General features: G+C 38.7%; 16 protein-coding genes, 2 tRNA genes and 2 rRNA genes. 10 read left to right on the forward strand and 10 right to left on the reverse strand.

Going from position 1 to position 24405, the window contains the following annotated elements:
- Positions 1-48: 48 nt before the first annotated feature.
- The 6 genes from DYE31_RS04510 to DYE31_RS04535 all read left to right on the forward strand — a co-directional run bounded on the left by DYE31_RS04510 (position 49) and on the right by DYE31_RS04535 (position 7996).
- A complete protein-coding gene (locus DYE31_RS04510) occupies positions 49-2199 on the forward strand; it encodes a Tex family protein (RefSeq protein WP_015900814.1) in 2151 nt (716 codons plus the stop codon).
- 7 nt (positions 2200-2206) lie between these two features.
- Positions 2207-2662, forward strand: a complete 456-nt coding sequence (locus DYE31_RS04515) for a SprT family protein (protein WP_015900813.1) — start codon at positions 2207-2209, stop codon at positions 2660-2662.
- A gap of 302 nt (positions 2663-2964) precedes the next feature.
- Positions 2965-3047, forward strand: a tRNA-Leu gene (locus DYE31_RS04520).
- A gap of 27 nt (positions 3048-3074) precedes the next feature.
- Positions 3075-3148, forward strand: a tRNA-Gly gene (locus tag DYE31_RS04525).
- A 126-nt stretch (positions 3149-3274) separates the two neighbouring features.
- Positions 3275-4826: ribosomal RNA gene (locus DYE31_RS04530) — 16S ribosomal RNA — on the forward strand.
- Between the two features lie 244 nt (positions 4827-5070).
- Positions 5071-7996 (forward strand): 23S ribosomal RNA (locus tag DYE31_RS04535).
- The 16S and 23S rRNA genes sit together here with 2 tRNA genes alongside, the layout of an rRNA operon.
- Positions 7997-8218: 222 nt before the next feature.
- Here the strand turns inward: DYE31_RS04535 and ilvA are convergent.
- Genes ilvA through ilvD form a run of 9 tightly spaced genes read right to left on the reverse strand, consistent with a single transcriptional unit; the run spans position 8219 to position 19059 of the window.
- Complete coding sequence (ilvA, locus tag DYE31_RS04540) at positions 8219-9487, reverse strand: threonine ammonia-lyase IlvA (RefSeq protein ID WP_015900812.1); 1269 nt, start codon at positions 9485-9487, stop codon at positions 8219-8221.
- An 18-nt stretch (positions 9488-9505) separates the two neighbouring features.
- The gene (gene leuD, locus DYE31_RS04545) at positions 9506-10081 is read right to left on the reverse strand and encodes a 3-isopropylmalate dehydratase small subunit (RefSeq protein WP_015900811.1); all 576 of its coding nucleotides are present in this window, start codon (positions 10079-10081) and stop codon (positions 9506-9508) included.
- Positions 10074-11456 (reverse strand): 3-isopropylmalate dehydratase large subunit, encoded by a 1383-nt coding sequence (leuC, locus tag DYE31_RS04550; RefSeq protein WP_015900810.1) that lies wholly within the window; start codon positions 11454-11456, stop codon positions 10074-10076. The genes leuD and leuC overlap by 8 nt, the downstream gene beginning before the upstream one ends.
- A gap of 15 nt (positions 11457-11471) precedes the next feature.
- A complete protein-coding gene (gene leuB / locus DYE31_RS04555; protein WP_015900809.1) occupies positions 11472-12512 on the reverse strand; it encodes a 3-isopropylmalate dehydrogenase in 1041 nt (346 codons plus the stop codon).
- The gene (locus DYE31_RS04560; RefSeq protein WP_041613124.1) at positions 12509-14044 is read right to left on the reverse strand and encodes a 2-isopropylmalate synthase; all 1536 of its coding nucleotides are present in this window, start codon (positions 14042-14044) and stop codon (positions 12509-12511) included. The genes leuB and DYE31_RS04560 overlap by 4 nt, the downstream gene beginning before the upstream one ends.
- 22 nt (positions 14045-14066) lie before the next feature.
- A complete protein-coding gene (ilvC, locus tag DYE31_RS04565; protein WP_015900807.1) occupies positions 14067-15071 on the reverse strand; it encodes a ketol-acid reductoisomerase in 1005 nt (334 codons plus the stop codon).
- 56 nt (positions 15072-15127) lie between these two features.
- Positions 15128-15601, reverse strand: coding sequence for an acetolactate synthase small subunit (ilvN, locus tag DYE31_RS04570; protein WP_015900806.1), 474 nt, complete (start codon positions 15599-15601; stop codon positions 15128-15130).
- Positions 15598-17358 (reverse strand): biosynthetic-type acetolactate synthase large subunit, encoded by a 1761-nt coding sequence (gene ilvB / locus DYE31_RS04575; protein ID WP_015900805.1) that lies wholly within the window; start codon positions 17356-17358, stop codon positions 15598-15600. The genes ilvN and ilvB overlap by 4 nt, the downstream gene beginning before the upstream one ends.
- A 6-nt stretch (positions 17359-17364) precedes the next feature.
- Positions 17365-19059, reverse strand: a complete 1695-nt coding sequence (ilvD, locus tag DYE31_RS04580; RefSeq protein WP_015900804.1) for a dihydroxy-acid dehydratase — start codon at positions 19057-19059, stop codon at positions 17365-17367.
- 464 nt (positions 19060-19523) lie between these two features.
- Between ilvD and tsaE the strand changes: the two genes are divergently transcribed.
- Genes tsaE through tsaD form a run of 4 tightly spaced genes read left to right on the forward strand, consistent with a single transcriptional unit; the run spans position 19524 to position 22102 of the window.
- Positions 19524-19997: a tRNA (adenosine(37)-N6)-threonylcarbamoyltransferase complex ATPase subunit type 1 TsaE gene (gene tsaE, locus DYE31_RS04585; protein WP_015900803.1), complete on the forward strand. Its 474-nt coding sequence runs from the start codon at positions 19524-19526 to the stop codon at positions 19995-19997.
- Positions 19966-20631, forward strand: a complete 666-nt coding sequence (gene tsaB, locus DYE31_RS04590; protein WP_041612999.1) for a tRNA (adenosine(37)-N6)-threonylcarbamoyltransferase complex dimerization subunit type 1 TsaB — start codon at positions 19966-19968, stop codon at positions 20629-20631. The genes tsaE and tsaB overlap by 32 nt, the downstream gene beginning before the upstream one ends.
- Positions 20607-21074 carry a ribosomal protein S18-alanine N-acetyltransferase gene (rimI, locus tag DYE31_RS04595; RefSeq protein WP_015900801.1) on the forward strand — a complete coding sequence of 156 codons (468 nt, stop codon included), beginning with the start codon at positions 20607-20609 and terminating at the stop codon, positions 21072-21074. Before tsaB ends, rimI begins: the two co-directional genes overlap by 25 nt.
- A complete protein-coding gene (tsaD, locus tag DYE31_RS04600) occupies positions 21071-22102 on the forward strand; it encodes a tRNA (adenosine(37)-N6)-threonylcarbamoyltransferase complex transferase subunit TsaD (RefSeq protein WP_015900800.1) in 1032 nt (343 codons plus the stop codon). Before rimI ends, tsaD begins: the two co-directional genes overlap by 4 nt.
- Before the next feature lie 347 nt (positions 22103-22449).
- On the opposite strand, the gene DYE31_RS04605 is transcribed toward tsaD, so the two are convergent.
- Positions 22450-24378, reverse strand: a complete 1929-nt coding sequence (locus DYE31_RS04605; RefSeq protein ID WP_015900799.1) for an ABC-F family ATP-binding cassette domain-containing protein — start codon at positions 24376-24378, stop codon at positions 22450-22452.
- Positions 24379-24405 lie beyond the last annotated feature (27 nt).

The raw sequence follows: 24405 nt of genomic DNA on the forward strand, positions 1-24405 counted from the left end.
TTGTGATTTGTGATAAAATTGATGTATTAATAATTAGGAGTGGAGACATTGGATTCGCAATTGATTAAAACGATAGAACAACAATATAATTTTTCAAAAAAACAAATTACGGCTGTTCTTTCTTTATTAGAAGAGAATAACACAGTACCTTTTATTGCGCGTTATCGTAAAGAACGTACAGGCGGATTAGATGAAGTTGAAATTAAAAAAATTGCTGATGAGTATCACTATATGGAACAATTACAGAAAAGAAAAGAAGAAGTGATACATAATATAGAACAACAAGGTATGCTCACTGATGATCTGAAAGCAGATATTTTAAAGCAAACTAAATTACAGCGTGTCGAAGATTTATATCGTCCATATAAACAAAAAAAGAAAACAAGAGCAACAGAGGCGAAAAGAAAAGGCCTTGAACCTTTAGCTAAATGGTTAAAACAATCTGAGATAAATGAAAAACCTGAAGTTTATGCTGAACAATTTATAAATGATGAGATAACTACCGTACAAGAATCCTTGTCGGGTGCACAAGATATTATTGCTGAATGGATTTCTGATAATCCTAAATATCGAAATAAAATTTTAAATGATACATTAAAAAGAGGGCTTATTACAACCCAGAAAAAGAAAAAAGCTGAAGATGAGAAACAAACATTTGAAATGTATTATGATTTCTCTGAACCTGTCAATAAGATTGCTAATCATAGAATTTTAGCAATGAACCGTGGTGAAAAAGAAAAAGTACTTTCTATTAAAGTTGAAATGGATACAGAGAAAATTGAACAAGATATAGAAAGACAAGAAGTGAAAAATAATCATGAAGGTGCCCGTTATATTAAAGAAGCAATTAAAGATAGTTTGAAACGTTTGATAATGCCTTCTATTGAAAGAGAAATTCGTTCGGATTTAACTGAAAAAGCAGAAACACACGCGATAGAAGTATTTAGTGTCAATTTAAAACATCTTCTATTACAACCTCCACTTAAAGGAAAACAAATATTAGGTGTAGACCCTGCTTTTAGAACTGGTTGTAAGCTGGCAGTAATAAATCCGTTCGGTTCTTTTGTGGCAAAAGGTGTGATGTATCCACATCCACCAGTATCGAAAACAAAGGAAGCTGAAAATACGCTTCTTCAATTCATTAATGATTATAATGTAAGTTTAATTGCAATTGGTAATGGAACGGCAAGTCGAGAAACAGAACAATTTATTGCAGATTTAATACAAAAACATCATTTAGACGTGCAATTTATTATTGTTAATGAAGCGGGTGCTTCAGTATATTCTGCTTCAGATGTTGCTCGTGCAGAATTCCCGGATTTCCAAGTGGAAGAGAGAAGTGCAGTTTCTATCGGACGCCGCGTTCAAGATCCTTTAAGTGAACTCGTAAAAATTGACCCTAAATCAATAGGTGTCGGTCAATACCAACATGATGTGAATCAAAAATCACTTGAAAGTGCATTGGATTTCGTAGTTGAAACAGCTGTTAACCAAGTTGGGGTGGATGTGAATACTGCTTCACAATCATTATTGCAGCACGTAGCCGGTTTATCTCCACAAATTGCACAGAACATTATTGCTTATCGAGAAGAAAATGGTGCTTTGACACATCATAAACAAATCAGCAAAGTTAAACGTCTAGGACCTAAAACTTTTGAACAAAGTATTGGCTTCTTACGTATTGTTAATGGAAAAGAACCGCTTGATAACACGGCGATTCATCCAGAAAGTTATGAAGTTGCGTATCAATTGTTGAAAGAAGAGGGACTGACAGAAGCGGATATCGGCAGTAAATTATTAAAAGATAAACTTAGTGATTTAGATATACAAACTGCTGCAGAGAAATTAAATGTGGGTGTTCCTACATTAGAGGATATAGTAGCAGCATTAGTTGCACCAAACAGAGATCCGCGTGATGAATATGAAACACCGATATTAAAATCTAATGTCTTATCTATTGAAGATTTAACTAAAGGAATGAAATTGAGTGGAACGGTTAGAAATGTCGTTGATTTTGGGGCATTTGTGGACATCGGAGTAAAACAAGATGGCCTTGTACATGTTTCTCAATTATCTAAGCGCTTTGTGAAGAACCCGATGGATATTGTAAATGTAGGAGATATTGTTGATGTTTGGGTATTAAGTGCAGATGCACAGAAGAATAAAGTTTCATTAACAATGATTAATCCGAATGAATGATGAAATAATGGATAATATTAAACTACAAAAATTGACTGAAAGTATTTCTGAATCTGATTTCGGCTTGTCGTTTAAACATACAGCGTATTTTAATCCTAGGCTTCGAACAACTGGTGGTCGATATTTGTTGGGATCTCATGATATAGAGATTAATCCTAAGCAATTTGAAAAATTTGGCGAAACTGCTTTAATTGATATCATCAAACATGAATTATGCCATTACCATCTTCATATACAGAGAAAAGGTTATAAGCATAAAGATGCAGATTTTAAAAAATTAAGTCAAAAAGTAGGGGCACCGAGATTCTGCGCTGCCATTGAAAACTATGAAGAACGTGCAAACTATATTTATAAGTGTCTTGGTTGCGGAGAAACGTTTAAAAGGATCAGAAAAGTAAATACGAGAAAAATGGTGTGTGGGAAGTGTAAAGGAAAATTACACTTGCACAAACATATAAAATAGTTTAGAATATAGAATCTGTGATACAAGAAGTTGTTAAGTATTGCAGGTTCTTTTGTGTTATTAGAATATATATAAAGCACTCTTGAAAAAAATCAAAAAAAAGATTGATAAAAGTGTTGACTTTGTATGATGTATGTTATATGATAGTAAATGTCCTAAAAAAACGGGATTAAAATTTCAAGACAAATTTTAAGAACTTATAAAAAGTTTTAAAAAAGTGTTGACAATGTATTACAAAGGTGTTAAAATAAAATACGTTGTGAAAATAACAAATATTTTTTCTTAATGATTAGCAAACCCAAGCGGTCGTGGCGGAATGGCAGACGCGCTAGGTTGAGGGCCTAGTGGGAGAAATCCCGTGGAGGTTCAAGTCCTCTCGGCCGCATCAAATATCATTAAGGGAGACGCATCTGCGGGTGTAGTTTAATGGCAAAACCTCAGCCTTCCAAGCTGATGTTGTGGGTTCGATTCCCATCACCCGCTCCATTGAATAATTTAAATGAACATTGAAAACTGAATGACAATATGTCAACGTTAATTCCAAATTAACAAACGTCTTAGGACGTTTTAAAACAAATTAGTTTTTATGAGCTAGTCAAACAAATCATAACTTTTATGGAGAGTTTGATCCTGGCTCAGGATGAACGCTGGCGGCGTGCCTAATACATGCAAGTCGAGCGAACAGACGAGGAGCTTGCTCCTCTGACGTTAGCGGCGGACGGGTGAGTAACACGTGGGTAACCTACCTATAAGACTGGAATAACTCCGGGAAACCGGGGCTAATGCCGGATAATATGCAGAACCGCATGGTTCTGCAATGAAAGACGGTTTTGCTGTCACTTATAGATGGACCCGCGCCGTATTAGCTAGTTGGTAAGGTAACGGCTTACCAAGGCAACGATACGTAGCCGACCTGAGAGGGTGATCGGCCACACTGGAACTGAGACACGGTCCAGACTCCTACGGGAGGCAGCAGTAGGGAATCTTCCGCAATGGGCGAAAGCCTGACGGAGCAACGCCGCGTGAGTGATGAAGGTCTTCGGATCGTAAAACTCTGTTATTAGGGAAGAACAAGTGCGTAGGTAACTATGCGCACCTTGACGGTACCTAATCAGAAAGCCACGGCTAACTACGTGCCAGCAGCCGCGGTAATACGTAGGTGGCAAGCGTTATCCGGAATTATTGGGCGTAAAGCGCGCGTAGGCGGTTTTTTAAGTCTGATGTGAAAGCCCACGGCTCAACCGTGGAGGGTCATTGGAAACTGGAAAACTTGAGTGCAGAAGAGGAAAGTGGAATTCCATGTGTAGCGGTGAAATGCGCAGAGATATGGAGGAACACCAGTGGCGAAGGCGACTTTCTGGTCTGCAACTGACGCTGATGTGCGAAAGCGTGGGGATCAAACAGGATTAGATACCCTGGTAGTCCACGCCGTAAACGATGAGTGCTAAGTGTTAGGGGGTTTCCGCCCCTTAGTGCTGCAGCTAACGCATTAAGCACTCCGCCTGGGGAGTACGGCCGCAAGGCTGAAACTCAAAGGAATTGACGGGGACCCGCACAAGCGGTGGAGCATGTGGTTTAATTCGAAGCAACGCGAAGAACCTTACCAAATCTTGACATCCTTTGACCGCTCTAGAGATAGAGTCTTCCCCTTCGGGGGACAAAGTGACAGGTGGTGCATGGTTGTCGTCAGCTCGTGTCGTGAGATGTTGGGTTAAGTCCCGCAACGAGCGCAACCCTTAAGCTTAGTTGCCAGCATTAAGTTGGGCACTCTAAGTTGACTGCCGGTGACAAACCGGAGGAAGGTGGGGATGACGTCAAATCATCATGCCCCTTATGATTTGGGCTACACACGTGCTACAATGGACAGTACAAAGGGCAGCGAAACCGCGAGGTCAAGCAAATCCCATAAAGTTGTTCTCAGTTCGGATTGTAGTCTGCAACTCGACTACATGAAGCTGGAATCGCTAGTAATCGTAGATCAGCATGCTACGGTGAATACGTTCCCGGGTCTTGTACACACCGCCCGTCACACCACGAGAGTTCGTAACACCCGAAGCCGGTGGAGTAACCTTTTAGGAGCTAGCCGTCGAAGGTGGGACGAATGATTGGGGTGAAGTCGTAACAAGGTAGCCGTATCGGAAGGTGCGGCTGGATCACCTCCTTTCTAAGGATATATACGGAACAGTTTCAACAGAAACTGACGGATTAACGTGACATATTGTATTCAGTTTTGAATGCTCATTCGAGTATTCATGATTGTACCTTGAAAACTAGATAAGTAAGTAATAAATAGATTTTACCAAGCAAAACCGAGTGAATTAGAGTTTTAAAAGCTTTATTCATTTAAATGAATCGCTAGTAATCGATTTGCCGATGGCAAAGAAGATTACTCACATAATTAATAACGTGATTAAGTTATTAAGGGCGCACGGTGGATGCCTTGGCACTAGAAGCTGATGAAGGACGTTACTAACGACGATATGCTTTGGGTAGCTGTAAGTAAGCGTTGATCCAGAGATTTCCGAATGGGGGAACCCAGCACAAGTTATGTTGTGTTATCGACATGTGAATACATAGCATGTCTGAAGGCAGACGCGGAGAACTGAAACATCTTAGTACCCGCAGGAAGAGAAAGAAAACTCGATTCCCTGAGTAGCGGCGAGCGAAACGGGAAGAGCCCAAACCAATGAGCTTGCTCATTGGGGTTGTAGGACACTCTATATGGAGTTACAAAAGAATCGATTAGACGAACCGTACTGGAAAGTTGGACCAGAGAAGGTAAAAGTCCTGTAGTCGAAAGTCGGTTCTCTCCTGAGTGGATCCTGAGTACGACGGAGCACGTGGAATTCCGTCGGAATCCGGGAGGACCATCTCCCAAGGCTAAATACTCTCTAGTGACCGATAGTGAACCAGTACCGTGAGGGAAAGGTGAAAAGTACCCCGGAAGGGGAGTGAAAGAGAACTTGAAACCGTGTGCTTACAAGTAGTCAGATCCCGTTAATGGGTGATGGCGTGCCTTTTGTAGAATGAACCGGCGAGTTACGATCTGATGCAAGGTTAAGCAGCGAATGCGGAGCCGCAGCGAAAGCGAGTCTGAATAGGGCGTTGAGTATTTGGTCGTAGACCCGAAACCAGGTGATCTACCCTTGGTCAGGTTGAAGTTCAGGTAACACTGAATGGAGGACCGAACCGACTTACGTTGAAAAGTGAGCGGATGAACTGAGGGTAGCGGAGAAATTCCAATCGAACCTGGAGATAGCTGGTTCTCTCCGAAATAGCTTTAGGGCTAGCCTCAAGTGATGATTGTTGGAGGTAGAGCACTGTTTGGACGAGGGGCCCTTCTCGGGTTACCGAATTCAGACAAACTCCGAATGCCAATCAATTTAACTTGGGAGTCAGAACGTGGGTGATAAGGTCCATGTTCGAAAGGGAAACAGCCCAGACCACCAGCTAAGGTCCCAAAATATATGTTAAGTGGCAAAGGATGTGGTATTGCCCAGACAACTAGGATGTTGGCTTAGAAGCAGCCATCATTTAAAGAGTGCGTAATAGCTCACTAGTCGAGTGACACTGCGCCGAAAATGTACCGGGGCTAAACATATTACCGAAGCTGTGGACTGTCCTTCGGACAGTGGTAGGAGAGCGTTCTAAGGGCGTCGAAGCATGATCGCAAGGACATGTGGAGCGCTTAGAAGTGAGAATGCCGGTGTGAGTAGCGAAAGATGGGTGAGAATCCCATCCACCGATTGACTAAGGTTTCCAGAGGAAGGCTCGTCCGCTCTGGGTTAGTCGGGTCCTAAGCCGAGGCCGACAGGCGTAGGCGATGGATAACAGGTTGATATTCCTGTACCGCCAAGGATCGTTTTAAGCGATGGGGGGGACACAGTAGGATAGGCGAAGCGTGCTGTTGGAGTGCACGTCCAAGCAGTGAGACTGAATAGTAGGCAAATCCGCTATTCTCAAGGTCAAGCTGTGATGGGGAGAGGAAACATGTTTTCCTCGAGTCGTTGATTTCACACTGTCGAGAAAAGCCTCTAGCTAGTGATTTGGCGCCCGTACCGCAAACCGACACAGGTAGTCAAGATGAGAATTCTAAGGTGAGCGAGAGAACTCTCGTTAAGGAACTCGGCAAAATGACCCCGTAACTTCGGGAGAAGGGGTGCTCTTTAGGGTTCACGCTCTGAAGAGCCGCAGTGAATAGGCCCAAGCGACTGTTTATCAAAAACACAGGTCTCTGCTAAACCGTAAGGTGATGTATAGGGGCTGACGCCTGCCCGGTGCTGGAAGGTTAAGAGGAGTGGTTAGCTTCTGCGAAGCTACGAATCGAAGCCCCAGTAAACGGCGGCCGTAACTATAACGGTCCTAAGGTAGCGAAATTCCTTGTCGGGTAAGTTCCGACCCGCACGAAAGGCGTAACGATTTGGGCACTGTCTCAACGAGAGACTCGGTGAAATCATAGTACCTGTGAAGATGCAGGTTACCCGCGACAGGACGGAAAGACCCCGTGGAGCTTTACTGTAGCCTGATATTGAAATTCGGCACAGCTTGTACAGGATAGGTAGGAGCCTTAGAAACGTGAGCGCCAGCTTACGTGGAGGCGTTGGTGGGATACTACCCTAGCTGTGTTGGATTTCTAACCCGCGCCATTTATCATGGCGGGAGACAGTGTCAGGCGGGCAGTTTGACTGGGGCGGTCGCCTCCTAAAGTGTAACGGAGGCGCTCAAAGGTTCCCTCAGAATGGTTGGAAATCATTCATAGAGTGTAAAGGCATAAGGGAGCTTGACTGCGAGACTTACAAGTCGAGCAGGGTCGAAAGACGGACTTAGTGATCCGGTGGTTCCGCATGGAAGGGCCATCGCTCAACGGATAAAAGCTACCCCGGGGATAACAGGCTTATCTCCCCCAAGAGTTCACATCGACGGGGAGGTTTGGCACCTCGATGTCGGCTCATCGCATCCTGGGGCTGTAGTCGGTCCCAAGGGTTGGGCTGTTCGCCCATTAAAGCGGTACGCGAGCTGGGTTCAGAACGTCGTGAGACAGTTCGGTCCCTATCCGTCGTGGGCGCAGGAAGTTTGAGAGGAGCTGTCCTTAGTACGAGAGGACCGGGATGGACATACCTCTGGTGTACCAGTTGTCGTGCCAACGGCATAGCTGGGTAGCTATGTATGGACGGGATAAGTGCTGAAAGCATCTAAGCATGAAGCCCCCCTCAAGATGAGACTTCCCAACTTCGGTTATAAGATCCCTCAAAGATGATGAGGTTAATAGGTTCGGGGTGGAAGCATAGCGATATGTGGAGCTGACGAATACTAATCGATCGAAGACTTAATCCAATTTCAAGTTTTGATTGGTTGAATTGATAATTACTTACTATCTAGTTTTGAATGTATAATCGTAAGTTATATATTTATGGATGCGATGAGCCGCATTGAGATCTCGAGTTCGAGGTTTTTTTTTATTGCTCATTTTTCCACTAAAATTAGAAAGCTGGATATCTTACACTACAAAAATATAGTATAAGATATCCAGCTTTGTTGTTTAATATGTGTTTTCAGTTAAATAAGCAAGGAGTATAGCATTTTATTATCATTAATATAAATGTTTGATGGATCAAATTCTTGAACTTTTTCTTTCAATCTAGGGAGGTCATTATGATTTTTTAACTGTATTCCAATAATTACTGTACCTGTATTTTGTGATGACTTTTTAAGATATTCAAACTTGGTAATATCATCATTTGGTCCTAAAACATCATTAACAAATTCTTTCAAAGCACCTGGTCTTTGAGGGAAATTAAAGATAAAGTAATGTTTCATTTTTTCATATAAAAGTGATCTTTCTTCGATTTCTTTCATACGGTTGATATCATTATTACCGCCGCTAATTATACAAACTACTGTTTTACCTTTGATTTCATCTTTGTGCGCTTCTAAAGCAGCGACACTTAAAGCACCTGCAGGTTCTGCAATGATAGCTTGTTTAGAATACATATCTAAAATTGTGGAACAAACAGCACCTTCATCAATTTGTAAATAATCATCTACAACTTGTTGTGCGATATCATAAGTAATTCTGCCAACTTGTGCAACAGAAGCACCATCCACAAATTTATCAATTTCAGGTAATTTAACACGTTGTTTTTCTAATACAACAGAAGTAAACATACTTGCTGCACCAAGTGGTTCTACACCTACGATTTTAGTACTAGGTGATTCAGATTTGAAGTATGTGCCTACTCCAGAAATTAAACCACCACCGCCGATTGCAGCATATAGATAATCTATATCTAAATTTTCTTCTTCGGCTTGATCTAAAATTTCAGCAGCTATTGTGCCTTGTCCGGCAATAGTATTGACATTATCAAAGGGATCAATGAAGTTCATTTTATGCTCATCAGTATATTCTAAAGCTTCTTTTAAACAATCATCGAATGTATCACCGACTAGAATAATTTCTACGTTATCTCCACCGAAAAATTTTACTTGATTGATTTTTTGTAGAGGGGTAGTGACAGGCATAAAGATAACAGCATTTAAATTAAGTTTTTTTGCTGTAAATGCAACTCCCTGTGCATGGTTTCCTGCACTTGCACATGTAATTCCTTTTGCTTTTTCATTATCTGTCAATGCTTCAATTGCGTTATAAGCGCCTCTCAATTTAAAAGATCTTACCCATTGTAAGTCTTCTCTTTTCAAATAAACATTACAATCATATTTTAAAGATAAATAATGATCTCTTTCTAAAGGTGTTTGTTTTACAATCGGCTGCAATGTTAAAAAAGCATCTTCTATTTCTTTGGCTGATACAGCAGTTTGTACAGTCATTCCGCTCACTCCTTATATTTATTGATATGATTCTTCGTATTTTTTGATTTCATCATCATATTGCAACGTAACTGCAATATCATCTAACCCTTGGACAAGTTTATTTTTCCAAGTAGAATCAATATCAAAATGAATTTCTTTATCTGGTGTTATTACTTTTTGATTCGGTAAATCTATTTTCAGTTCTTTAAATTCAGATAGATATTCTCGTTCTTTTCGATCTAATGCAATTGGAAGAATCGCATTTTTAGTACAGTTCATATAAAAAATATCACTGAAACTACCGGCAATGATAATTTGAATACCATAGTCCTTAAGTGCCCAAGCTGCATGTTCACGGCTTGAACCACATCCAAAATTATCACCAGTAATTAAAATTGATGCACCACGATATTGCGGTTGATTTAATTCAAAATCAGGATTTTCACTGCCATCTTCTAAATAACGCCATTCATCAAAGGCAAAAGGGCCTAAGCCTGTTTTAGAAACGCCTTTTAAATGTACTTTAGGTATGATTTGGTCAGTATCAATGTTGTCATTAAACAATACTCCAACTTTTCCTTCAAATTGTGTAATGGGTTCAATCTTAAGCATTAATGACCGCCTCCCAATTTCTGACATCTATAAAGCGTCCTTCAATTGCTGCAGCTGCTGCCATAGCAGGGGAAACTAAGTGTGTGCGTGCACCTTTACCTTGTCTTCCTTCGAAGTTACGGTTACTTGTTGAAGCACAATGTACTCCAGCAGGTACTTGGTCTGGATTCATACCTAGACACATTGAACAACCAGGTTCTCTCCATTGGAAGCCTGCATCTTTAAATATTTTATCAATACCCAATGCTTCAGCTTGATGTTTTACACTTCTTGAACCAGGTACGACAATTGCAGTAATATTCGGGTGTACTTGATGTCCTTTTACAAATTTACTTGCTTCAACTAAGTCTGATAGACGTGCATTTGTACATGAACCTAAAAAGACGTAACCAAGTTCAATATCTTCTGCTTTTTCACCTGGTTTTAGTCCCATATATTGATAAGCACGTTCATCATTTATATTTTCAATAGCAGGGAAAGGGGTGCTGAAACTTACGCCCATTTCTGGGCTTGTTCCCCAAGTTACTTGAGGTTCAAGTTGAGTAACATCTAATTCGATGACACAATCAAATTGTGCATCTTCATCACTATAAAGTGTTTTCCAGTATTCCAATTTTTCTGGTGTCAAATCAGCATAAGGTCTATCTTTTACATATTCCAAAGTTGTTTCATCAGGTTGAACGAGCCCATATTTTGCACCAGCTTCAATGGCCATGTTGCAAATCGTCATTCTTTCATCCATTGAAAGATTACGCATTGTAGAGCCACCGAATTCTAATGCATATCCAGTCCCGAAATCAACACCATATTGATTGATTAAATGTAAAATAATATCCTTAGCATAAACACCTTGAGGCAATTTACCATTAATATCAATCAATAGATTTTTAGGCTTTGTTTGCCATAATGATTGCGTAGCAAAGACATGCTCAACTTCACTAGTACCGATACCGAATGCAATAGCGCCGAACGCACCATGTGTTGCAGTATGGGAGTCACCGCATACAATCGTTTTGCCAGGTTGTGTTAATCCCATTTCTGGACCGACCATATGTACGATACCTTGTTGATCTGTACCATTATCAAATAGTTTTACATCAAATTCAGCACAATTATTTTGCAAAGTTTTAATTTGCGTTGCTGCAATCTCATCTCTGATATTGAAAATATCTTCAGTTGGAACATTATGATCAATCGTTGCGAAAGTTAAGTCAGGACGGCGTAATGGTCGTTTTTGAATTCTAAGACCTTCAAAGGCTTGAGGTGAAGTGACTTCATGAATAAGATGAAGATCGATATATAATAATTGCGGTTCACCTTCTTTACCAGTGAGCACATGACGATTCCAAATTTTGTCGAAAAGTGTTTGTCCCATCTTAATCACCATCCTTTAAAGTTGTTGTAAAATTTGATTGAATATATCTTCAGTACTTGCTTTACCACCCAAATCTGGTGTAGTGATACCGTCTTTAATCAGTTGATAAACAATATTTTCTAATTCATCAGCTGCTTCATTTTGGTTAAATGTCTCGCGGAAACACATAGCTAATGAGAGCACCATACCTGTTGGATTGGCTATGTTTTTACCAGCTATATCAGGTGCTGAACCATGAATAGGTTCATAAAGTTTAGTTCCTTTTTGACCATAACTCACTGAAGGGGAGAGACCTAAAGAACCAGGTATTACTGACGCTTCATCACTTAATATATCTCCAAATAAATTTTCTGTAACAATCACATCGAATTGAGTAGGTCGCGTGATTAAATGCATACTGCATGCATCAACCAATAAATGTTCGACCTCAACATTTGGATAATTCTCAGATACTTTATTTATCGTTTGTCTCCATAACTTACTTGAAGCTAATACATTTTCTTTATCAACAGAAGCTAATTTATTATTTCTGTTTTCAGCTAATTGAAAGGCAGCATGAGCGATGCGTTCAATTTCATCTTTTGTATAGGTTAATGAATCAATAGCTTGGTTTTCCTCTAGTTTTTTAGGTTCGCCAAAATAAAGTCCGCCAGTTAATTCACGTACAATAACAAAGTCAGTACCTGCAACGCGTTCTTCTTTCAAGGGAGAAAATCGAGTTGCGCCTTCAACAACCTTAGTTGGCCGCAAATTGGCATAAAGTTCCAAATTCTTACGTAAAGCCAGCAAACCAGCTTCTGGACGTTTCGGATGATCGTTCCATTTCGGACCGCCGATTGCACCGAGAAGGATTGCATCTGATTTCTCACATGCTTCAAGCGTTGAAGTTGGAAGTGGGTCGCCATAGTTATCTATAGCGGCCCCTCCAAAATCATAAGTCTCAAGGTTATAGTCAATATGGTATTTCTTACTTAATTTTTCAAGTATTTGCAAAGTGCCTGATAAAATTTCAGGACCAATACCATCACCTGGGAGGGCTGTTATTTGGTAGGTCATGAAACAACGCCGTCCTTTCTTGCTGTATCAGCTAGGTGATTTGAATTGGCTTCTACATATGCCTTACATGATGCAAGCAAGACGTCATGGTCAACGCCAATACCGTAATATGTTTTACCATCGATACGGATTTCAACATTTACTTGAGCTTGTGCATCTGAACCTTCTGTTACTGATGTAATTTGGTAATTCAATAATTCAGAAGGAGCTTTGAAAATCTGATCGACTGCATTATAGACTGCAACGATTGAACCAGTTCCAATTGCTGCTGAAGGATATTCTTTACCTTCGTGGTCTTTAAGAACCACAACTGCACTTTGTACACCTTCAGAAACAAATTGTAATTGCAATGTTTCAACTTGATAAGCAGCATTAGTTTCGTGTGAATGACCTTGAACAAGTGCATGTACATCATGATCAGAAACATTTTTCTTTTTATCAGCAATTGATTTAAATTGTTTGAACAATTCTACTTGTTTTTCGGCTGTGATGTCATAGCCTAATTGTTTAAGTTTTTCAGCAAACGCATGTTTACCAGACAATTTACCAAGTGGCAATTCTGATGATTTAATACCAACGAGTTGCGGTGTCATAATTTCATAAGTTTCAGGATGTTTTAAGAATCCATCTTGATGGATACCTGATTCATGACTGAATGCATTTTGTCCTACAATTGCTTTGTTGCGTGGAACTCGAATTCCTGCAAAGCTTGCTACTAAATCAGAAGTTGCTTTTGTTTCATCTAATTTTAGATTTGTTTCAATTCCATAATGATCACGTCGAACATAAAGACCAAGTGCAACTTCTTCCAAAGCTGTGTTACCTGCACGTTCACCAATACCATTTACTGCACCTTCGATACGCGTTGCACCATTTTCAATAGCTGCCATACTATTTGCAACAGCAAGTCCCAAGTCATCGTGACAATGAGCACTATAAGTGACTTCATGATCAGATTTGACATTTTCAATAAGCACTTTAAAAATATTTCCAAATTCAGAAGGGTAACTAAATCCAACAGTATCAGGAATGTTGATAATCGATGCGCCCGCATCTACTGCTGTTTGCACACATTTAACTAAAAAGTCTAAATCAGTACGTGTTGCATCTTCTGGTGAAAATTGGACTACATCGAATAAAGATTTGCCGTAACTTACATTTTCTGTAATGTTTTCTAGCAACTCTTCTTGAGTCATTTTAAGTTTATGCTCTAAGTGGATAGGGCTGGATGCAATAAAAACATGTAATTGTGGATATTTAGCATCTTTCGTTGCTTCATATACTGCATCGATATCACTTTTCTTACAACGTGCTAAACCGACCACAGCTGTTTTTGTTAAAGTTTCTGAAATTGCTTTTACAGAATCGAAGCTTCCTTGACTTGAAGCAGGGAAACCAGCTTCGATAACATCGACACCCCATTTTTCTAATTGCTTTGCAATTGTTAGCCTTTCATCAAATGAAAAGCTGACCCCCGGTGTTTGTTCACCATCTCTTAGTGTTGTATCAAATACTTGAATATGACTCATAATAATCAACCTCCTGATTTTTCAATTATTTTTCAATAGTTTTATTTTCAACAAAAGGCATCATTTCACGAAGTTCTTTACCAACTTCTTGAATTTGATGATCTTGTGCTTCTTCACGCAATTTGTAGAACTCTTTGAAACCATTTTTATTATCTTCAATGAAACTGTTTGCGAATTTACCGTTTTGGATATCTTCTAAGACAGCTTTCATGTTTTGTTTAACATCATCAGTGATGACACGTGGACCAGAAACATAATCGCCGTATTCTGCTGTATTTGAGATAGAATAACGCATTGTTTCCATTCCGCCTTCATACATTAAATCAACGATTAATTTCATTTCATGTAATACTTCAAAATAAGCTAATTCTGGTTGGTAACCAGCTTCAACTAATGTTTCAAATCCACTTTGGATTAATCTTGTTACACCGCCGCAAAGTACAGCTTGTTCACCAAATAAATCAGTTTCAGTTTCTTCTTTAAATGTAGTTTCGATAACCCCAGCTTTTGTTGCTCCGATACCTTTTGCATAACTTAAAGCTAAGTTGAAAGCATTGCCAGAAGCATCTTGTTCTACACCGAATAGGGCAGGTACTGAGCTTCCTTCAGTAAATGTACGTCTTACTAAATGTCCTGGTCCTTTAGGGGCAACTAAGAATACATCAACATCTTCAGGTGGTTGGATAACATCAAAGTGGATGTTGAAGCCATGTGCAAAAGCTAAAGCGTTGCCAGCTTCTAAGTTTGGTGCGATTTCTTCTTCATATACTTTACCTTGGATTTCATCAGGTAATAATACCATTACTACATCAGCTTGTTTCACTGCTTCATCAACTGGATATACATCAAAGCCGTCTTTTTTAGCTTTATCGAAAGAATTACCTGGGCGGATACCGATTACAACGTCATAACCATTGTCTTTTAAGTTTTGTGCATGAGCATGGCCTTGAGAACCATAACCAACTACTGCAATTTTTTTACCTTTTAAAGCATCTTCTTTTACTGTTTCGTCATAATAAACTGTTGTCATAATAAATTCCTCCAAATTTTCGTTGTTTTGATTTTAAAATATTTAGAATTTTCAAATTATAGTAAAGCTGCTGTTCCTGTTCGAGAAACTTGTTTGATCTCTAATGATGATAGTTGTTCAAGCAATTGATTTAAAGCAGTTTCACTACCGGCTGCTTGCAAGTAAGTGAAACCATCTTCTTCTTTCAATACTGAAACTAGCGCATCACTTTGTTGGATAAATTCGTGTAAAGTTTCATCTTCAGAAGGTGTTGCAACTTTTACTAATAATAATTCTACGCTGTAAGTGCTTGTATCTGTGATATCTTGTACAGTTAAAACATTCACTTGTTTTTCCAGGTGGCGAATCAATGATTGGACTTGATCCGCTTCGTCAAGCTCAGCTACAAAAGTTAAATCTGAAATACCTGGGGTTGTACTTGGCGTAACACTTAACGTTACAATATTGAATTGTCTGCGTAAAAATGTACTTGTTAAACGGTTTAAAGTACCTGATTTATCTAATACTTGTGTTTTAAATGTGCGTCTCATAGTACACCCTCCATTTCATGATTTGCTTTGCCGCTAGGCACCATTGGTAAAACAGGTTCTTTTGGTGAGATTCTAACTTCAATTAGAGCTGGACCTTCATATGCAAATGCGTTATCAAGTTCTGATTCCAATTGAGCAGGATCTTCAATTAAGAAACCTTTAACTCCATAAGCTTCAGATAATTTTTGGAAGTCCGGTTGACCGTTGAACACTGAATGTGAAAAACGTTGGTTGAAAAATTTATCTTGCCATTGTTTAACCATACCGAGTGTGCCGTTATTGATTAAAACAATCTTGATATCTAAACCGTATTCATTCAGAATTGCCATTTCTTGGTTAGTCATTTGGAATCCGCCATCACCCACGAAACAAACAACTGTTTTATCTGGCGATGCAAGTTTTGCACCGATTGCTGATGGAATACCGAAGCCCATTGTTCCTAATCCACCGCTTGTAACGAATTGATTGTGGTCTTTGAAAGGGTAGAATTGTGCAGCCCACATTTGATGTTGACCCACATCAGTCGTAACAATCGCATCACCATTTGTAATTTCGCCGATATATTCAATCGCTCTTTGTGGTTTGTTGAAAACATCTGCTTCTTCATCTGTATAAGCGAATGGATGATCTTTTTTATTGTTCAAACAATATTCAACCCAATTTTCGTGATCTGTATAATGATTACTTTCATTTAATAGTGATTCAAGTACAAGTTTGCAATCAGCAACAATGCCTAAATCAGTTTTGATAATCTTATCGATTTCTGAAGCATCGATATCAACATGTACAACTGTCGCATGCTTAGCAAATTCTTCTGGATTACTTGCTAATCTATCATCAAAACGACTGCCTAAATTGATAAGCAAGTCACAATCTGAAAGTGCCATGTTAGCTGCATATGAACCATGCATACCTCCCATACCTAAGAAGAGGGGATTTTCATAAGGAATTGTACCTAAACCATGTAAAGTAGTAACTACTGGAATCTGATGTCTTTCAGCAAACTCAGTCAATTGCGGTCCAGATTGTGAATGTCTTACACCAGCGCCTACTAATAATACTGGTTTTTTAGCATCTTTCAACTTAGCTAATACATAATCAATATCTGATGGTTCTGGTGCATCTGCTAAGTGATATCCTGGTAAATCAAGTTCATCTGTCACATCGACTTCAGATTTTAAGATACCTACATCTTTAGGGAAGTCGATGACTACAGGACCCTTACGTCCTGTATTTGCAATGTGAAAGGCTTGATGTACAACACTTGGGATTTCATCAGGATGTTTAACTTGGAAATTATGCTTTGTGATTGGTGTTGTCATCGATAATAAGTCTGCTTCTTGGAAAGCATCTTTACCAATTCCAGGTGTTGCAACTTGTCCTGTAAAGACTACAAGCGGTAATGAGTCACTGTATGCATCTGCAATACCAGTAATAACGTTTGTTGAACCTGGGCCGCTTGTTACAACTACAACACCAGGTTTGCCAGAAACTCTGGCATAACCTTCTGCTGCATGTACGGCACCTTGCTCATGTCTTGCTAAGATATGTCTGATTTTACCGTCATAAAATGTGTCATATAATGGAAGCACTGCACCGCCAGGGTAACCGAAGATTTGTTCAGTACCTTCTTTGACTAGTGCTTCTACTAGTAATTCTGAACCGCTTCTTTCAGTGGGCTTTGTTTCTGCCGTCAGTCGGTCTGCTTGAGTGTCAGTTGTATGATTTTCGTGTTCAGTCATTTGTGGGTTAGACATAATACTTCACTCCTCGATTAAATATTCAGGTACTTTCATTACGCCGCCTGTGTTAGCACTTGTCACTAGAGCTGTATAACGTGCAAGATAACCTGTTTTAACTTTTGCTTTAAATGGTTTACGTTCTGATTTGCGTTGTTCTAATACTTCATCTGAAACTTCAACGTCTAATGTTCTATTTGTTAAGTCGATAGTAATTTCATCACCGTCGTGGATTAAACCGATTGGTCCGCCTGAGGCAGCTTCTGGTGATACATGGCCGACTGCGATACCGCGTGTCGCACCTGAGAAGCGGCCATCAGTGATAAGAGCTACATCTTTTCCGAGACCTCTGCCGACGATAGAAGAAGTAGGGGCAAGCATCTCTGGCATGCCTGGTCCGCCTTTAGGTCCTTCATAACGAATGACAACCACGTGACCTTCTCTTACTGTATGATTATCGATGGCTTCAACAGCTTCATCGTGAGAATCAAAACAAATTGCTTTTCCTTTGAATGTTTTGATTTCTGGATCTACACCGCCGACTTTGATAACTGCACCATTAGGAGCTAAGTTGCCGTATAGAATTGATAATCCGCCTTCTTTGTCGTAAGGGTTATCTAATGGATGAATAACATCTTCGTTTTGAATTTCTTTGCCTTCATTATTTTCTCGAAGTGTTTTACCTGTAACAGTAACTCTATCTGGATGTAATGTACCTTCTTTTTTCATTAACTCATTGATAATAGCAGGTACACCGCCAGCTTCATGTACATCGTGCATTGAATATGAAGAACTTGGTGCAATCTTAGAAAGATATGGTGTACGTTTAGCGATTTCATTAATTCGTTTTAAATCGTAATCAACACCTGCTTCATTCGCAATCGCTAATGTATGAAGTACAGTGTTTGTTGAACCGCCCATTGCCATATCTAATGCGAACGCATCATCTAAAGCTTCTTTTGTTACAATGTCTCGAGGTTTTAAATCATTTTTAATATTTTCAACTAATTGGAAAGCAGCTTGTCTGATCATTTCTCTTCTTTGGTCTGAGACAGCAAGTGCAGTACCGTTATATGGTAATGCTAAGCCGAGTACTTCCATTAAACAGTTCATTGAGTTCGCTGTGAACATTCCAGCACATGAACCGCAAGTAGGGCAGGCATTTTGTTCCATATCTAAGAATTCCTCTTGGGTCATTGAACCGCCTTTAAATGCACCGACAGCTTCGAACATAGATGAAAGTGTGAGTGCTTTACCTTGTGCAGATAAACCAGCTTTCATCGGTCCGCCTGAGCAAAAGATTGCTGGAACATTGGTTCTTACTGCTGCCATTAACATGCCGGGTGTGATCTTATCACAGTTCGGAATGTAGAATACACCATCGAACCAGTGTGCATTGATAACTGTTTCTGCTGCATCAGCAATGATTTCTCTTGATGGTAATGAGTAACGCATTCCAATGTGTCCCATAGCGATACCGTCATCTACGCCGATAGTATTGAATTCGAAGGGGATAGCACCCGCTTCTCTAATGGCTTCCTTAGCAATATTTGCTAATTCTCTGAGATGAACATGTCCTGGAACGATATCGATATAAGAGTTGCAAATTGCAACGAATGGTTTATTCATATCTGTCGGTTCTTTAATTTGTCCTGTGGCATGAAGTAAACTTCTAGCCGGAGCTTGTTGATCTCCTTTTTTGATTTGATCGCTTCTCACAAATATTCCCCCCGTAAATTCAAATAAAAAAACGTCCCAACAAGAATTGGAACGTTCAAAAGTCCCATTCAATCGGAAATAGGACTTAAACATTTAGTAGATACAATTACTAAAGTTCGAGTCCTAGCAAATAATTAAAATGACTAAAATATTTGTTGTTGTCGGTAGAGTGTTTGCAGTTGTGGTGTTAGTCATTTTAATTATCTCCTTTCGAATGGTTTATATCATTAAATTGAATTGTCTAAAAATTTGATAAATTCAATTTACTACATAGCGCGGGTGATGTCAATACATTTATTAGAATTTTTTTAAAATTAGTTCGATTTTTTTATTTATAGCACTTTGGAATAAGATATTTAATGCTGTGCAGAAATGGGTTTTATTTTTCAGTGAAAGTTGCATAGCGTGTTACAATATAGAAGATAAAAATTTTCTGTATTACACAGATTTATAGGAGATTTAAAATGATTAAAATCAACACTATTGATCAAATGAATCATTTTGCTGAAATCTTAGCAAAGTATGTAGAACCAGGAGATTTAATTTTATTGGACGGCAATCTAGGTGCAGGTAAAACGACTTTAAGTCAATTTATCGGTAAGCACTTGGGGGTAAAACGTACAATTAATTCTCCTACGTTTAATATTATTAAATCTTACAAAGGTACAAATATGAAGTTTCATCATATGGATTGTTATCGTTTAGAAGACGCTGAAGAAGATTTAGGATTTGAAGAGTACTTTAATGACCATGCCTTAACAGTCATTGAATGGAGCGAATTTATTTCTGATTTTCTGCCTGAAGATGCTTTACGTATTTCGATAGAAGCACAAGATGAAACTACACGTATCATTTCATTAGAAGCAAATGGAAAACGATATGATAAATTGAAGGAGGAAGTAGAACGTGAATTACTTGCTGCTGGATACATCGAATAAACCGATGTCGCTTGCTGTGATGCAAGATGATAATGTTCTAATTGAACATACAACGAATTTAAAACGCAATCATTCTATTCAATTGATGCCTGCAATACAAAATATTTTGCAAGAAGCAAATATAGATAAAAAAGATATTGATGCCATTATTACAGCTAAAGGGCCTGGTTCTTACACAGGATTACGTATCGGCGTGACAACAGCGAAAACTTTAGCTTACGCACTTCAAACTGATTTATACGGTGTTTCTTCATTAGCAGCGTTAGCCGCAGTGATGCCTGATATAAAAGAAGGTTTATTAATAGCGCCTGTAATGGATGCAAGACGTGAAGCGGTTTATACAGGTGTATATCGATATACTGAAGGCCAATTAGAAAGTGTATTAGATGATCAATATATGACAATTGAAGATTTAAATATGTATCTAAATGAGAGCGAACAAGATTATGTTTTCGTTGGGAATGATTTAGAAAAAGTAGAGCCGTTGTTAGATGGAAAAGTTATTATAACACTACCGCAAGCACATAAGATGAAATCACTGATCAATCAACCTGAAAACATCCACACATTCAAACCAGATTATTTAAAATTGTCGGAGGCAGAACGCAATTGGTTGAACAACCAGAAGTCTTAGATGATTTAAATATTCGTCTGATGTCATTAGAAGACGTACCGAAAGTCTTTGATCTAGAACGTATGTGTTTTAATGACAGTTCATGGACAATTGATGCGTTTTATCATGAGGTAGAACGCAATAAATTTGCACGATATTTTGTCATGGAATTTGAAAAAGAAATAATCGGTTATATTGGAATGTGGACAGTTGTAGATCAAGCGCAAATTACGACCGTTGCAATCACAGAATCTATGAGAGGTTATGGTCTGGGTCAACTGATTGTAAAATATGCGATGAGTTATGCACGTCAAACTTGTGATGTGATGAGTTTAGAAGTGAGAGTTGAAAATGGTGCGGCACGTCATGTTTATGAAAATTTAGGATTTAATTATGGCGGTAAACGTAAGAATTATTATGGAGAAGGTGAGGATGCACTCGTGATGTGGGTGGATTTAAAATGAGTAAAGATACATTAATATTAGCTATAGAATCAAGTTGTGATGAAACCAGTGCCAGTGTAATTAAAAATGGTAAAGAAATCTTAAGTAACACTGTTTTAAGTCAAATTGAAAGCCATAAACGTTTTGGCGGAGTGGTACCTGAAGTTGCAAGCCGCCATCATGTGGAAGGTATTACGACAACAATTGAAGAAGCATTAAATACAGCTGATACATCTATGGAAGAAATTGACGCTGTGGCAGTAACAGAAGGTCCTGGTTTAATCGGTGCATTATTAATCGGTATTAATGCAGCAAAAGCATTAGCTTTTGCATATGACAAACCGCTAGTACCAGTTCATCATATTGCAGGTCACATATATGCCAATAATTTAGAAGAACCTTTTGAATTTCCTTTAATGGCATTAATTGTATCAGGTGGACATACAGAATTAGTTTATATGAAAGACCATTTGAGTTTTGAAGTAATTGGAGAAACACGTGATGATGCTGTAGGTGAAGCGTACGATAAAGTCGCACGTACAATCGGCTTGTCTTATCCAGGCGGTCCGCAAGTCGATAAATTAGCAGCTGAAGGTGAAGACACTTATGATTTTCCGCGTGTATGGTTAGAACAAGACAGTTTTGATTTCAGTTTCAGCGGCTTGAAAAGTGCGGTCATTAATAAGTTGCATAATTTAAAACAAAAAAATGAAGCTATTATTCCTGAAAATGTCGCGACAAGTTTTCAAAATAGTGTTGTAGAAGTATTAGTCGGTAAAGCAATTAAGGCTTGCGAAACTTATAATGTGCATCAGCTGATTGTTGCAGGCGGTGTCGCAAGCAATAAAGGTCTGCGTCAAGAATTGAAAAAAGCGTGTGCTGAACATGATATCAAGTTATCAATACCGAGTCCGAAATTATGTACTGATAATGCAGCAATGATTGGGGCAGCAGGCCATTATATGTATGAAGCAGGTATGCGAAGTGATATGCACTTGAACGGTCATAGCAGTCTAGATATTGAAGATTTTTCAGTTGAGAAGGAATAAATGGAATATCAATAAGAGAGATGTTAACAAGAGTTAGCGTCTCTTTTTTTGTATGTTTACATTTTTAATCAACTTAATACAATATTAATAATTGTCAATAGCGAACGTGCGTACTTATCAACAATCGGTGTATAAATTGTGGATAAGTGTGGATATTGTTGTGTATAGCAGTAGTTTTTCATGTGAATAGGAGAGAAAAGAGTTGCTTATTACTTGTGGATAACTAGGATAACTTTGTGGATAGCTGATGTGGTGGGGTTTGATGTGTGTATAAAATTGTTAAATTTTTGTAATAAAAGAGGTGTGAAATGTAATTCTCATTTCAGCACCTCTGTAATATTTATGGATTATATTATTTTTTCTTGTAATTCTTCCCAACGTATCATAATTTGTTCTAGTTGCTGTTCGGTGTTGTTTTTTTCATCAGCTAATTCTCCAGCTTTTTCAGGATCACTGAAAATTTCAGGTTGTGTCAGCTGTTCATTAATATCTGCGATTTTTTGTTCGCATGCTTCGATTTCTGCTTCGCAATTTTCAATTTGACGTTCGATTTGACGCTGCTCTCGCTTTTGCGCTTTTTGATCTGAATAAGAATTTGAAGTCGAAATTTGTGCTTTTTCTTCAGCTTGTTCTGCTTCAGCTTTAGCTTGCAATGCAGCTTTTTCTTCTGTTTTATCAAGATAGTATTGATAATCTCCAGCATAAATCGTACCGCCTGTTTCATCCATATCGAAGATTTTATTAGCTAGTTGGTTAATAAAATATCTGTCATGTGATACAAAGATTAAGGTACCTTCAAAGTGTTGCAATGCTTGCTCTAACATTTCTTTAGAATCAATATCTAAGTGGTTAGTCGGTTCATCTAAAATAAGTACATTATTGCGTTCTAACATTAAGAGTGCCAGCTGCAAACGTGCTTTTTCGCCACCAGATAAATCATTAATGATTTTCTTCACATCATCTTGAACAAATAAGAAACGTCCTAATACAGCACGTACGTCTTTTTCTGGCATAGTCGGATATTGGTCCCAAACATAATCTAAGATCGTCTTGTTCGATTTGAATTCTGCTTGTTTTTGGTCATAATAACCGACACGTAAATTAGCACCGTGGGTAATCTCACCGTTTATTTTAGGAATGCGTTCTGCAATGGTTTTAATAAAAGTAGATTTGCCAATACCATTCGGGCCAATCACTGCAATATGATCACCTTTAGAAACTTCAAGTGTAATAGGGGAAGTAACGGGTTGATCATGATAGCCGATTTCTAAGTTGCGAATATGGTATACATCATTACCAGTATTGCGGTCGAAATCAAATTGAATATTTGCACTTCTGGCATCTAACATCGGTTTATCAATACGTTCGATTTTTTCTAATACTTTTCGGCGACTTTTGGCCATACCGCTTGTAGAGGCACGTGTAATATTTTTTTCTACGAAGGTTTCAAGACGTTTTATCTCAGCTTGTTGACGTTCGTATTCTTGCATACGCTTTTCATAATATTGGTCGCGTTGCGTGATGAATTTGCTGTAGTTGCCGACGTAATGTTGAACAGCACCTAGAGCGACATCATAAATCTGATTTACCGTTTTATCGAGGAAGAAGCGGTCATGGCTGATAATTACGATTGCACCTTTAAAATAGTTTAGATAATCTTCTAGCCATTGTGTCGTTTCCATGTCTAAGTGGTTGGTCGGTTCATCCAGTAATAATAAATCTGGCTCACTTAATAGCATTTGAGCTAGTGAGAGGCGTGTTTTTTGTCCGCCGCTGAAATCGTTGACGGGACGATGGAAATCGTCTTCTGAAAAGTCCAAACCATGCAATACAGTTTTAATTTTACTTTCGTATTGATAACCTTCTAATCGCTCAAACTGATTGGAAAGTGTTTCGTATTTAGACATATGTGTTTTAAATGTTTCTGTTTCATATTCATCTGCATGTTCAGCTAACCAAGCAGTTTCTGCTTGCATATCTGCTTCCATTTGTTTTAATTTAGCAAAGGGTTTTGACATTTCTTCCCATACAGTGTGGTTTGTATCTAGTGTCATTTGTTGTGTCAGATACCCGACTTTTAAATTTTTGATTTTAGAAATATTGCCTTCATCATATCCATCGACTCCAGCTATAATTTTCATTAAAGTAGACTTGCCGGCACCATTTCGACCGACGATACCTATTTTTTCATGGCTCTTTACTTCGAAGTGAACATCATTAAAGATTTCTTCGCCATCGAAAGATTTAGAGACATTGTTGAGTTGTAATAAAATCATGTCGTATGTTTACGAGTCAGACTGTTA

The sequence above is a fragment of the Staphylococcus carnosus genome (assembly GCF_900458435.1).
Taxonomy (GTDB): domain Bacteria; phylum Bacillota; class Bacilli; order Staphylococcales; family Staphylococcaceae; genus Staphylococcus; species Staphylococcus carnosus.